The 13,268-nt window shown below is 32.4% G+C and carries 17 protein-coding genes; 9 read left to right on the plus strand and 8 right to left on the minus strand.

Annotated elements, in window-relative coordinates; translation table 11 throughout:
- The first annotated feature begins 27 nt into the window (after positions 1–27).
- The 9 genes from cysS (at position 28) to EF514_RS04015 (ending at position 6,864) form a co-directional block, all read left to right on the plus strand.
- Positions 28–1,425: a cysteine--tRNA ligase gene (cysS, locus tag EF514_RS03975; RefSeq protein WP_127724074.1), complete on the plus strand. Its 1,398-nt coding sequence runs from the start codon at positions 28–30 to the stop codon at positions 1,423–1,425.
- Positions 1,425–1,820 (plus strand): Mini-ribonuclease 3, encoded by a 396-nt coding sequence (locus tag EF514_RS03980; protein ID WP_127724234.1) that lies wholly within the window; start codon positions 1,425–1,427, stop codon positions 1,818–1,820. Before cysS ends, EF514_RS03980 begins: the two co-directional genes overlap by 1 nt.
- A gap of 1 nt (position 1,821) precedes the next feature.
- Positions 1,822–2,583, plus strand: coding sequence for an FAD-dependent thymidylate synthase (thyX, locus tag EF514_RS03985; protein WP_127724076.1), 762 nt, complete (start codon positions 1,822–1,824; stop codon positions 2,581–2,583).
- Between the two features lie 2 nt (positions 2,584–2,585).
- Positions 2,586–3,308, plus strand: a complete 723-nt coding sequence (gene rlmB, locus EF514_RS03990; protein ID WP_127724078.1) for a 23S rRNA (guanosine(2251)-2'-O)-methyltransferase RlmB — start codon at positions 2,586–2,588, stop codon at positions 3,306–3,308.
- A complete protein-coding gene (locus EF514_RS03995; RefSeq protein ID WP_127724080.1) occupies positions 3,289–3,825 on the plus strand; it encodes an NYN domain-containing protein in 537 nt (178 codons plus the stop codon). The genes rlmB and EF514_RS03995 overlap by 20 nt, the downstream gene beginning before the upstream one ends.
- 134 nt (positions 3,826–3,959) lie before the next feature.
- A complete protein-coding gene (locus EF514_RS04000) occupies positions 3,960–4,640 on the plus strand; it encodes an S-layer homology domain-containing protein (RefSeq protein ID WP_127724082.1) in 681 nt (226 codons plus the stop codon).
- Between the two features lie 117 nt (positions 4,641–4,757).
- Positions 4,758–5,822: a hypothetical protein gene (locus EF514_RS04005; protein WP_127724084.1), complete on the plus strand. Its 1,065-nt coding sequence runs from the start codon at positions 4,758–4,760 to the stop codon at positions 5,820–5,822.
- A complete protein-coding gene (locus tag EF514_RS04010; protein WP_127724086.1) occupies positions 5,822–6,637 on the plus strand; it encodes a mechanosensitive ion channel family protein in 816 nt (271 codons plus the stop codon). Before EF514_RS04005 ends, EF514_RS04010 begins: the two co-directional genes overlap by 1 nt.
- Before the next feature lie 2 nt (positions 6,638–6,639).
- A complete protein-coding gene (locus EF514_RS04015) occupies positions 6,640–6,864 on the plus strand; it encodes a DUF951 domain-containing protein (RefSeq protein WP_127724088.1) in 225 nt (74 codons plus the stop codon).
- A 191-nt stretch (positions 6,865–7,055) separates the two neighbouring features.
- Here the strand turns inward: EF514_RS04015 and EF514_RS04020 are convergent, their stop codons facing one another.
- The 8 genes from EF514_RS04020 to EF514_RS04055 form a co-directional block, all read right to left on the minus strand.
- The gene (locus EF514_RS04020) at positions 7,056–7,835 is read right to left on the minus strand and encodes an ABC transporter permease (protein ID WP_127724090.1); all 780 of its coding nucleotides are present in this window, start codon (positions 7,833–7,835) and stop codon (positions 7,056–7,058) included.
- Between the two features lie 25 nt (positions 7,836–7,860).
- Positions 7,861–8,889 carry an ABC transporter substrate-binding protein gene (locus EF514_RS04025; RefSeq protein WP_127724092.1) on the minus strand — a complete coding sequence of 343 codons (1,029 nt, stop codon included), beginning with the start codon at positions 8,887–8,889 and terminating at the stop codon, positions 7,861–7,863.
- Positions 8,886–9,683, minus strand: coding sequence for a nucleoside phosphorylase (locus EF514_RS04030; protein WP_127724094.1), 798 nt, complete (start codon positions 9,681–9,683; stop codon positions 8,886–8,888). The genes EF514_RS04025 and EF514_RS04030 overlap by 4 nt, the downstream gene beginning before the upstream one ends.
- Positions 9,684–9,696: 13 nt before the next feature.
- Positions 9,697–10,482 carry an ABC transporter permease gene (locus EF514_RS04035; RefSeq protein ID WP_205666366.1) on the minus strand — a complete coding sequence of 262 codons (786 nt, stop codon included), beginning with the start codon at positions 10,480–10,482 and terminating at the stop codon, positions 9,697–9,699.
- A complete protein-coding gene (locus EF514_RS04040) occupies positions 10,479–11,228 on the minus strand; it encodes an ABC transporter ATP-binding protein (RefSeq protein ID WP_127724096.1) in 750 nt (249 codons plus the stop codon). Before EF514_RS04040 ends, EF514_RS04035 begins: the two co-directional genes overlap by 4 nt.
- A 21-nt stretch (positions 11,229–11,249) precedes the next feature.
- Positions 11,250–11,993 (minus strand): IclR family transcriptional regulator, encoded by a 744-nt coding sequence (locus EF514_RS04045; RefSeq protein WP_127724098.1) that lies wholly within the window; start codon positions 11,991–11,993, stop codon positions 11,250–11,252.
- A gap of 343 nt (positions 11,994–12,336) precedes the next feature.
- Positions 12,337–12,813, minus strand: a complete 477-nt coding sequence (locus EF514_RS04050) for a methylglyoxal synthase (protein WP_127724100.1) — start codon at positions 12,811–12,813, stop codon at positions 12,337–12,339.
- Position 12,814: 1 nt separating this feature from the next.
- Positions 12,815–13,141: a hypothetical protein gene (locus EF514_RS04055; protein WP_127724102.1), complete on the minus strand. Its 327-nt coding sequence runs from the start codon at positions 13,139–13,141 to the stop codon at positions 12,815–12,817.
- Positions 13,142–13,268: the final 127 nt, after the last annotated feature.

Consider the following 13,268-nt stretch of genomic DNA (forward strand, 5'->3'; position numbering starts at 1 on the left):
TTTTTATACAAAGTTTTGGGAGGTACTATGAAGTTATATAATACGCTTACTAGAAAAAAAGAGGAATTTATTCCAATTAAAGAAGGACAGGTTACAATGTATAACTGTGGTCCCACAGTATATAATTTAATACACGTTGGAAATGCAAGACCCTTAAGTGTTTTTGATACCTTGAGAAGATACTTTATATATAAGGGCTATGATGTAAAATTTGTAGTAAACTTTACGGATATAGATGATAAGTTGATAAATAAGGCAAATGAAGAGGGTATTACAGTTGAAGAAGTGGCAAATAGATATATTGCCGAATTTAAGAAAGATGCAAACGGACTACACCTTTATGATTATGAAACTCTTAATCCCAGAGCAACCCACTATGTTGACGAGATGATTGAATTTATTCAAGTCCTTTTAGATAAAGATGCGGCCTATGTTTCAGAGGGAGACGTATATTTTAATATTGAAGCGGCCAAGGATTATGGAAAGCTTTCTCATAAGAAACTGGAGGATTTAATATCCGGGGCAAGAGTGGATGTATCTGAAATTAAGAGAAGCCCTGCGGATTTTGCCCTTTGGAAGGCGAAAAAGGAAAATGAACCTTACTGGGATGCTCCATGGGGTCAGGGAAGACCGGGCTGGCATATAGAGTGTTCGGTAATGGCAAAGTCCCTATTGGGAGATACTATTGATATTCATTCGGGAGGAGAAGATTTACAATTTCCACACCATGAAAATGAAATAGCTCAATCGGAAGCTTGTAATGAAGTTACCTTTGCAAATTACTGGCTACATAATGGAATGATTACTGTTGACAATGAAAAAATGAGCAAGTCCCTTGGAAACTTTTTTACAGTTAGGGAAGTTTCAAAGGAATTTGATCTTGAGGTTTTAAGATTTTTCCTAATTAGCAGTCATTACAGATCTCCAATAAACTTTTCAAGGGAAGTAATGGAGCAGACTAAAAACTCTTTAGATAGAATTTACAACGGAAAGGACAAGCTGGAAGACCTAATGAATATCACTAAGGAAAGAGAGATTAGTGAAGAGGATAATAGGATTCTTTCTGAAGTAAGGGAAAATATAAAGATGTTTGAAGATTCCATGGACGATGATTTAAATACAGCTGATGCTATAACTGCAGTATTTAACATTGTAAAGCTGATAAATACTTCTTTAAGTGAAGATTCCAATAAAAAAGTAGTTGAAGAAATTCAAAATACTCTTTTGAAACTTTCAAAGGTGCTGGGAATTTTGGAAATAAAAAAAGAGGGAATTGACAGTGAAATAGAGGAACTTATTAAGGAAAGAGAAGATGCCAGAAAAAACAGAGACTTTAAAAGAGCAGATGAAATAAGGGACATTCTTCTTTCCAAAAATATAGTTATTGAAGATACAAGGACTGGAACAAAGTGGAAAAGAATTTAATGTTTTTACAAGTAGCAAGAGATTATGACGAAAACTCAATAAAAGAGCTGTCTCCTCTTGCTCTTGCTTTTTTGGGAGATGCGGTTTTTGAACTGCTTGTTAGAAGTTTTATTCTCAATAAAAATAAAAATCCGAAGAAGTTACATGTTGAAGCTATAGGTTACGTAAAGGCAAAGGCTCAAGCGGACTTTATAAATAAGATAAAAGATGAGCTTACAGAGGAAGAGTACATGGTTTATAAAAGAGGAAGAAATACTAAATCACATACTGTTCCTAAAAATGCAAATGTAAACGAATATAGGGAAGCTACAGGTTTGGAATGTCTATTTGGATATTTATACTTACTAGATAGGGGAAATAGGATATTAGATCTTTTTGAAAAGATGGAGGTTTAAAATGAAAGTTGAAATTATTGCCAATACACCGTTGCCCGAAGAGGTTATTGCCCAGGCTGCAAAGCTTTGTTACTCGCCTGTGGGAGTAGATGAAATTAAAAAGACTATGACTGAGGAAAGCAGGGATAAATTTGTAGATATGCTAATGAGCTTTTCTCATGCTTCACCTTTGGAGCATGCTTCTTTTACCTTTGCCATAGAAGGCGTTTCAAGAACGCTTACTCATCAGTTGGTAAGACATAGAATTGCAAGTTACTCACAACAATCTCAAAGATATGTGAGATTGGATAATTTTGAATACATTGTGCCTCCTGAAATTGAAAAAAATGAAGAGGCTTTAAAAATCTATCAGGACATTATGGAGAAGGACAAGGAAGCCTATCAAAAGATCACAGAGCTTTTAATAGCTCAAAAGGCGCAGGAATTAATAGATGGTGGAATGGATGAAAAAAAAGCCAAAAAGAAAGTTGAAAAGGACTCCATTGAAGATGCCAGATATGTTTTTCCCAATGCCTGTGAAACGAAAATAGTAGTAACTATGAATGTGAGAACGCTGCTTCACTTTTTTGAACTAAGGTGTTGTAACAGAGCTCAATGGGAAATAAGGCAGTTGGCTACGAAAATGCTTGAAGAATGTAAAAAGGTAAGTCCGGTTTTATTTAAGGATTCGGGACCTGCCTGTGTAAAGGGACCTTGTAATGAGGGTGCAATGACTTGTGGAAAGGCTAAAGAAGTAAGAGAGTTCTTTAGAAATTTAGGATAATAATGAAAGAATATATCTATGGAAGAAATCCTGTAATTGAAGTATTGAAAAATAAAAGAGTGGATAAGCTATATGTTCAAAAGGGAAATTTTGAGGGCTCTATAAGAAAAATTTATGCCCTTGCTAAGGAACAGAATATTTTAATTACGGAATTAAATAAAAAAAAGCTGGATGAAATGGCCGGCGGGGGGAACCACCAAGGTGTAGTGGCTCTTGTAAGCGGATATGAATACAGGAAACTGGAAGATATTATCAAGGGAAGTTCAGGAAGACTTATAATGCTTGAAAAAATTGAAGATCCGCATAATTTAGGTGCAATTGCACGTTCAGCTGAAGCTGCGGGATTTGACGGAATAATTATTCCAAAACACAAGTCGGTATATGTAAATGATGCAGTGTATAAAAGCTCGGCAGGTGCCATTGAAAATATTTCCGTAGTAATAGAAAACAACCTTTCAAATACCATAGAAAAGCTAAAGAAAGAGGGCTACTGGATATATGGAGCTGACATGGAGGGCAAGAATTACAATAGGGTTGATTTAAGGGGAAAGGTTTGTCTGGTAATAGGTAACGAGGGTAAGGGTCTTGGTCACAGTGTGAAAAAGAACTGCGATGAGATTATTTCAATTCCCATGTATGGAAAGATAAATTCTTTAAATGCCTCCTGTGCAGCATCGATTTTAATGTTTGAAGTGTTAAGACAAAATGAAGAAGTTAAGATATGAAAAAGATGTGGAATATCTCTTTGTTGATGGGTATAATATAATAAATTTTTGGGACAGCTTTAAAGATGACAGTATAAGCTTAGAAGATAAGCGGCTTAAACTTATGGATGTTTTAACGGAATATGCCCATATGACTACGGAGGAGATAATTTTAGTATTTGACGGTTACATGGTGAAAAAATCTCCGGGAGCTATTTATGATTATAATGGAATAACAGTGGTATTTACCAAGGAATTGGAAACGGCCGATCACTTTATAGAGCATGAGTTAAATGAAATTGGAAGAGTTAGAAAAGTAAGAGTTGCTACCTCTGACAATGTGGAACAGCAGATAATACTTTCCAGAGGTGGAAGTAGAATTTCCGCAAGGGAGTTTGAAATTGAAGTTGAAAATTCAATGAGACGGTTGGAAGTGGAACAAAAGAACTTAAAAGAAAATGCATCAAGGGATATTTCAGCTATGGATGAGGAAAATATCAGACTCCTTAAAAATTTCAAGAAGAATATAGGTACTTAGTTACTACAGATTGACATATATGACATTATTATTACAATATATAGTTATTCTGTAACACAAATTTAAAGATATTTGCATTGGTTTCTTGGTATAATAAAAGTAGTCAAAATAGTTTAAAACAAAAGGTGAAGGCAATGGGAAAGTGTAGGAAAATGCTGTTAATCCTACTGTCTCTTTTCTTTGTATTTAATTCTTCAACTGCATATGCTAAACAGTATCAAGATACTAGAAATCATTGGGCAAATGAATATATTGACAAACTTTCAGATGACGGTTTCGTATCGGGTTATGAATCTGACACCTTTAGACCTGATTCGGAAATTTCTAGAGTTGAGTTTTACAAAATCGTCAATTCCATGGCAAATTTAAAAAAGACTTATACTGTAACTTTTGCAGACGTATCCACTTCAGATTGGTTTTATAAAGACGTGTCCAAAGCTATAAAGGCAGGTTACTTAACTCCAACTACTGGGAATTTAAATCCCAACAATCCCATAAGCAGACAGGAAGTAATGGGGATTTTAGGATATATGTATAAGTTAAAGCCAAATACAAGTGTATTAAAACAATTTAGTGATGCTTCTAAAATAAGCGAAGATAATAAAGGTTATGTGGGTGCACTTGTAAATGCCGGAATAGTAAGCGGCGATTCTGGACAATTAAGACCTAACGATGGAATTTCAAGAGCGGAAGCTTGTAAAATAATTTACTTGTTAATTTATGGAAACGGCAATGTCAACGGATATGGACTTCCAGCGGAGAGAGTGGTAGTAGACAGCAAAATCAAGTTCGGGGATCAAAATCTCTATAATTAAGAGGAGCACTACAGTTATGTGTAGGGGCTCTTTTTAATTGGATAAAATCAAAGGCTTCAAGGTTTTTTAAATTTATCTTTAATAAGTGCTGTGTTATAATATTTTTGGAGGTAGCAAATGGCACAGAAATATTTTAAACCTATTTTAATAGGAGTGGTTGCTCTTATTGTACTGTTTCTATTTGTAAACAGGGCCACAAATCAGGAAAAGGAAATAATAGAGGATAAGACTTTAGATATTACGGAAAATGCCAAAGATTTTCACTTAAGTACTAATGGAATGATGATTTTTGATGGTAAAAAACTTTACTTCTGTGATAAGAATTTTGATTTTTTAAAAAGTGTCAGTTCCAAGGATAGAGAGTTGGAAGTGTTTTTTGACAATAATTACGCCTTTTTATATGATGCGGATTTAAAAAAGGTTTTTGAATATAAGGATACGGGAGAACTGTTAAATACCATAACGTTAGATGAAAATCTCTACAATGTAAAGTATTTAAATAAAAATATAGTCTTTCACATGAAAGGCGACGGAGATGAAGTGCTGAGTATATTACGCAGTGATGGCAGCCTTGAGGAAATATATAGAAGTTCAAATGCAATAATGAGCTTTGACGTCTATGATGAATCTACCTTTGCTGTAGCAGAGCTGGAGCTTGATGCAACGGGTTATAAAAGTATTTTAAATGCAAGAGGTTATAATAATTTAAGTACAGAGGAGTTTAACAGCGAGGGAGCCCTTTGCGTATTTACTACTAAAAATGAAGTTTTAATGGTTACGGATAAAAATATGTATGTGTTTGGCAACGATGAAACTAAACATATAGAAGTTCCCAATGTTACAGACGTATTAATAAAGGAGAGAAGCATCTACCTTCTTCACAGTGGAATTCTTTCAAAGTATAATTTTAACTTAGAGGAACAGTCCAAACAGGTTCTAGCTGCCAATGTAAATCACTTGGCACAGATTGCAAATTCAGTTTATGCCTATGGGAATAGCGACATAGGAGGAGATTTGGGAAAGAAATCTCAATTTTATAAAAGACTTGGATTTTCAGCCGATGAAATAAAAATATTCGGAGTAACTATTGGAACTTTAAAAAATGGAAGAATTAGAACTTTTAAAATAGTAAATAAGAGAAGTTTAACCAGTGAAAGTACCCCGGTGGGAGCTGAGGAATAATGGAGTTTTTAGACGTACTTTATCAATATATAGTTGAACATGAATTTTTAGGGAAAATTATAAATGTGGCAGTAGTCATAGTCTTTGCATTAATTCTTTCGAAAATTATGACTTATTTAATAGATAGAAACTTAAGTTTGGAGGAAGTAAAGAAGAAAAATTCCTATATGCGAATAGTAACCATAATGAACTTGGTGAGAAACATTGGAAAGATTGTAATATTTTTCTTGGCCATAACTATTTCCTTAGACATTTTAGGAGTAAATACAACGCCAATAATCGCAGCTTTTAGCGTTGGTTCTTTGGCAATATCCTTTGGAGCTCAAAGTCTTATAAAGGATATAATAAACGGCTTTTTTATAATTTTGGAAGACCAGTACAGAGTGGGAGACTTAGTGGAAATACTGGACTATCAGGGGTACGTTGAAGAATTTGGACTTAGAAGTACTCTTTTAAGGGATTTTAATGGCGAAGTTCATATTATTCCCAATGGGAAAATAGAAATAGTTACCAATAAACAAAAGGGAAGAGCCAGAGCGAAGGTGGTTTTATCTTTAGACCTTGAGGAAGATCCCAGAAAGATTGTGGATTTAATAAAAACTAGAATTTCCTTTTTGGAAAAAGACTACAGAGTTTTAGAAGGACCAAGTGTTTGGGGAGTTACGAATAATACTGATAGAGGCTATGAAATCACCATATCTGCCAATGTAATATCAGGAGAGCAGTTTAAGGTGGAATATGAAATAAGAGAAGAAATGGTGGAAATGTTTAGGGAAAATAATATAAAACTTCCGGAAATAAGAGTTAGGAGGTAAGTATGCTGGTATATGAATTAGGAGATGTAGTTACATTAAAAAAAGGTCATCCCTGTGGAGAAAATAAATGGGAAATTATGAGGACAGGCGTGGATATTAAACTGAAGTGCCTGGGTTGTGAAAGACAGATTTGGCTAAGCAGAATGGAATTTGAAAAACGAGTTAGAAAAATAAAAGAGGGCGAAAAATTTGTCAGTATAGTACATCATAAAAAAGAAGAGGCCTAATAATTTTAGATATAACCGAAGAGCAATCTTCGGTTTTTTAATAGGGTAGAATTTTAAAGAAGTTGAAATACCAAAGATAAAGAAAGGGAAAATTCTATAAAGGAAAACAACTCCAAAATAAATTTAGATTCAGGCTGTTGACAATGAAATTGTCAACAGCCTGAAGAAAGTCTAAGCTACTCTTAATCAATCTAATTATTATTATTTGAACTATCCTCTTTCCAGTATAGGGTCTTATTTTCCAATAAGTTAAACATTTCATATAGAAATAGTCCTATAAAACTGAGTACAATTACAGAAGAAAGTATCATACTTATATCATAAGTTTCACTTCCTAATGTTAGAAGATAACCTAAACCAGCTTTTGCTCCTATCATTTCACCGATTACTGCTCCTGTTACTGCTTGTGTAATTGCCAACTTAATTCCTGACATCAACATTTCGAAAGAATATGGTAATTCAATTTTAAAGAAAATTTGTAGTTTAGTAGCATTTAATACTTTCATTAAATTATATATATTTTTATCAATTGTTCTAATGGCAAGAACCTGATTAATCATTATTGGGAACATAACTACAAGTATTACTAAAACTACTTTAGATTCAATGCCTAAACCTAACCAAAGAATAAAAAGAGGTGCTAAGGAAATTTTAGGTGCAGTTTGTAATATTATTACAAAAGGCATTATAAGACGTTCAACTAATTGGATTTTCGCCATTATATATCCTAGAATTAATCCTAAGACGATTCCAATAGCAGTTCCTAGGAAAATCTCTTTTAAAGTTATAAGAATATGAGGAATAATAGTCCCAGAGCTAAAGAGTTTAATAATATATCCTAGAAGCGCACGTGGACTAGGCAATAAATAGGATGGAATATTAAAAACTTTAATTGATAGCTCCCAAAGTAATAAAATAATTGGAAGCACAGCAATAGGTAGTATAAATTTTTTGTATTTTTGATAAAACATACATATAACCCCTTAGTTCAAAGTTTTATTCATATATTAAATCTGATGCAGGGAAAATTGAATCAATAATTTCATATTCTTTTGAAACGGAAATTAAATTATCCCAACGACTTAAGTCAGAAGCTCCTATTCCATTTTCTTTAGTATAATCACTTTGCCATAGATAAGGAATAAAGACTTCATTTATTATTTTTATACTTATATCTCGTTTATCCGATGCTGTTGTGGCATGTTGCTCTATTGACAAGTCTACAGCTTCTTCAACATTTCCATCTATTATATACTCAATACTTTTGTTAAGAGCTTTTTTAAATCCTTTTATTATTTCTGGGTTTTCTTCAATATACTTATCACTACTTATCAGTACATTTCCAAAAGAAGGCAGATAATCATCAGATCTAAATTCACTAGCAGCAAAACCCGATTCATTTAATTCTATTGTACGTAACATACTGAACACTATAGCATCTACTTCTTTAGTAGTAAGTGCGTTTAGTATTGCTCCAGTGCCTATAATTTCAACAGATACGTCATCTAAAGATAAGCCGTTCTTAGATAATAATACTTGCAGTTGAATATAGTTTGGACTGCCATAACTGGTTACAGCTATTTTTTTACCTGCTAAATCAGAAGGTTCTTTTATATCTGAGTCAGTAGGAAATATTGTTGCACCTAGACCGTTCTGATATGTAGTATGTATTACTTTAGCTGGAATATCTTGAGATTTTGCTAAAATTACTGAATCTGCATTAGGAAAACCAAATTCCACATTCCCTGCTGCCACATTTTTAACTATATCTGCAGCTGCAGCATAGTAAAATTCTACATTTAAGCCTTCTTCTGCAAAAAAGCCCTTTTCTTGAGCTAAGTATAATGGAGCATAATAAGGTACTGCTGCACCATCAATTTGAATAGAGACAGTGGTCAATTCATCCTTTGTGGTCTCCTCAGTTTTGTTTTCCTTAGTTTCATTACTTGAACACGCAACTAATAAAATCATTGATAAAAGTAATAAACTTAAAATTTTAAGAGTTGCCTTTCGATTTAAATTCATATAAATTCCTCCTTGATAATATATTTATTATTAAGTAAAACTGCGCTATCTAAGGCAATTTTACATAATTTCTCCTGAATTTCATCAAAATCGAGAATCCATTCATCTGTAATTCTATTACAATGTACGGCACAGATACTGCCTGTAAATATATTAAATATAGAACCCAAAGTGAATATAGTTTCTGATTCCATTTCTAGATTTAAAACATTTAAGTTCTTATAATCTTCAATTAAAGTGGGTTTAAAAAATTTTTTCCCATAAGAAGGTCTTCCTTGACCGGCAAAAAAAGATCCCACAGAAGCACAAATTCCTTTCCAGATAGTTACTTCATTGTTAATTCCAGCTTTAATTAGACTTTCGACAACTTCAAAAGAAGATATGGCAGGAAATTCAATTGGAGCATAAAAGTTTGATGATCCTCCCTTTCGTATTGCTCCTGTATTGATAATAAAATCTCCACATGAAATATGTTCTTGAATTGCGCCTGTACCACCAACGCGAATTAGAGCTTTTGCTCCAAGTTCTATTAGTTCAATTACTGCTATTTCTGTTGAAGCAGCACCTATACCTGTGGAACATACGCTTATAGGAACTCCATTATATTTTCCTGTACCTACTACATATTCTCTATTTTTTGATACTATAGTAAATTCATCAAAGATACTTTTAAACATATTGACTCTTGAAGGGTCCCCTGGTAATAGTACAATTTTTGCAATATCACTTTCAGTACACATAAGGTGAGGGGCTTTTCCTTCATATTTAGGTGATGAAGCTGAGGTTGTTTTCATATAAAATTCCTTTCTAAAATGTTTTTGACTCATGCCAATATAATAATTTATTTTCAATTAATGCTATTAATTCATAAGTTATTACTCCCACAACTATAGTAACAACAATCCCAGCAATGAGCATTGGAGTATTATAAGTAGAAGAAGCATAAGTTAAAATATAGCCCAAACCTTGTTTTCCGCTAATCCACTCTGCAACAATAGCTCCTATTACAGCTTGTACTATTCCTATTTTAAAGCTTGAAAACAAAGCTGGTAATGAATAGGGTAGTTCCAATTGAAATAAAATTTGACTGGGGGAACTTTTTAATATTTTCATTAGATTTCTAGAATCTTCAGGAATAGAATCAATGCCGGTAATAATTCCCATCATGACGGGGAAAATAACCATTGAAACAATTAAGATTATTTTAGAGACAAGACCTATTCCAAACCAAATTACAAATAGAGGTACTAAAGCAATTTTAGGAGCTGTTTGTGCAAAAACTAAGTATGGCATTAATGCATATTTTAAAGTTGAGGATTTTACAATAAAATACCCCAGCACAATTCCTAAAAAAGCTCCAATTATAAATCCTATTATTACCTCCATACTAGTAACTAGTAAATGTGGATAGATTGTACCACTTGAAAACAATTCTAAGAGTTGCTCCATAACTATTCCAGGACTAGGTAGGACGTAAGTTGGAACATTTGATATTTTTACGTATAAGTGCCAAATTATAATAAAGAATAGAATGGATATGATATATTCTCCCATGGAATTTATTATTCTTTTAAATTTATAATTTTTCTTCACCCTATCATCTCCCTTAAATATTGGTTATATTTAGAAAATTGCTCACTATTTCTGGTGTTTTCATCTCTAGGCCTTGGAAGATCAATATTAACTATTTCCTTTATCCTTCCAGGACGTGGAGACATAACTATTACTTTGTCAGAAAGGAAAACTGCTTCTTCAATGCTGTGGGTAACAAATAAAACTGTTTTTTTTGTTTTGTCCCATATTTTTAAGAGCTCAATATTCAAGTGATCTCTAGTTATAGCATCTAAAGCACCAAAAGGTTCGTCCATTAATAGCATAGGGGCATCATAAGACAGAGCTCTAACAATAGATACTCTTTGTTTCATACCGCCTGAAAGTTCTCTTGGAAGAGAGTCTTTAAAGTCCTCTAAACCTGCGAGTTCTAAAAGCTCATCTAATTTTTTATAATTATCTTCTGTTTCAATTTTTTTAATTTTTAATGGGAAACCTGCATTTTCTCTAACATTTTTCCATGGTAATAAAACAGAATCTTGAAATACAAAACCTAATTCAGGATTTTCACCTCCAGAATATGTAAGAGTTCCAGTCGTTGGTTTATCAAGTCCGCCTATAATTCTTAATAAAGTAGATTTTCCGCAACCGGAAGGTCCTATTATAGAAATAAATTCACCTTTATAAATATCTAAGTTAATATCTGAAAGAGCCACTGTATCATCTTTAAGTAAATTGTGGTAGGTTTTTCCTATATTTTTGGCACTAAAACTAATTTCATTAATCATAAATACCTCCAAATAAAATTATTAAATATTGTTACCTAAAACTTTTGAAATTTTTTTTGCGTAAAGTTTCAAAATATTTATGTTATTAACGTTTATATAATTATCTGATTTTAGGGAAGTGAAAGATAAACTAGCAACTGCTTTTTCTTCACTATTAAATATTGGAACAGCAACTCCTTGTATACCTATTTGAAGTTCTTCATCACATATTGCATAACCTTTTCTCTGTATTTCATCTAAATCCTGAATCCAATCATCAATGTTTGTTATAGTAAAAGGCGTATTTTTAACGTTATTAGAATTTTTTAAAAGTTTGGCCACCTTATCTCTATCTAAGTAACTACATAAAATTTTTCCGGATGAGGTTGAGTGTATGGGCATAGAAAAACCTGTTCTAACATAAAACATAGAGGCATCTCCAGAGTCAGCATAATCTATGCAAATAATACTGTCGTGTTTTCTTACACAAAGTGCAATAGTCTTATTTAACTTACTACTAAGTTCTTGTATGTATGGTTTGCTTGCTTGTATTAAACTGTTTTCTTGATTAATGTTTTCACACAGAGTCAGTACTTTATAACCAATTAAATAACGTTTCGTATTTTTATCTTGATGAGCATATGATTGCTCAGTTAAACATTTTAAAATTCTATGTGCAGAACTTGTGGAAATATTGATTTCTTTTGATACTTCTGAAACAGATAAACCGTTTTCCGAATGACTTAACAATTCTAAAGTTCTAAGAGTTCTTTTAATGAGTTCCATATAACCATCCTTTTTTAAAAGTAGTATAATAAAAGGCTCTAGCGCTATCCCTTATAACGGGACAACATCTCTTGTAGAGGGATTAATTGAATCATAACATTTGCATATAGCATTGTCAATGGATAAAAGTATAAGAAGGGAATCTATTGTTATAAGAAAATAAAATTAATAGTTGATAACATATTTTATAATATATTTCAATTATCATATATTAAATTAAGATACATATATGGTAATAAAAAGGCTGATAATAAATATTTTAATATTTATTATCAGCCTCTAATAGGAATCTAGATATAATTTATTAATTATCCTAGCTAAAAAGTGTAAAGATATTAGAGTATTAAAGTTCAACGGATTCTACTCTGTTTTTAATGTTGGTGTTGTTATCTACTATCTCAACTTCATATTCATCAGTGAACATTGGAGAGGAAATAATATAGTCTGCTGTGGTTTCGCAGGTTCCAATTGCAATGTTGTAGAGAGTGGAAATTCTTAAAAGAGCTTTTACGTCAGGATCGTGAGGCTGCATTTCCAAAGGGTCCCAAAAGAAAATTAAAACGTCAATTTCACTTTCACTTATTTTAGCTCCCAGTTGTTGATCACCGCCAAGAGGACCGCTGGCAAATTTTTCTATATTAAGTCCGGTGTGCTCTTCAATAATTGTAGCAGTGGTGCCAGTACCCATTAAGTGGTGAAATTGTAAGATTTTCCTATGTTTTTTAACCCAATTTAAAAGCTCGTCTTTTTTATAGTCATGAGCTACTAGGGCTATGTTCTTTTTAGATTGGACTTTGATTTTCTTTTTTATATCATACATATTATAACTCCTCAATGCTTTTTGAAATAATAGTTTCTAAGTTGTTTAAATAATCTTCAACTCGTTTTTTTACGTCTATTACCATACAAGTTGGCAGTATGGCAACATTTAAAGTGTTAATGTCGGGATGTTTGCTTTCTTTTTCTACTTTCTCAGGACTTATGGAAATCAACGTACTGACAGTGATATTTTTAGGGACATTTAAAAGATAGTCGACTTTTAAGATTTCATCCTTTTCTTCAACTGAAATTTTTTCAATTGAGGTTAGAGGAAGATTTTGTAAATTATCTTTTAAATTTTCAATGGTTTTTTTAACGTTTATATTCATAATAATCTCCCTTCCTACAAAGTGTTTACCCAAATAATTTAATTTAGATGCCTTTAAAGTAAATAAAAAGGAAATTAATTTTAAATCCTAAATTGACAGTAAGACCTTTATCCTATATAATGTTTTA

Origin of the sequence: Anaerosphaera multitolerans, from assembly GCF_004006535.1 — a bacterium.
Lineage (GTDB): Bacteria > Bacillota > Clostridia > Tissierellales > Peptoniphilaceae > Anaerosphaera > Anaerosphaera multitolerans.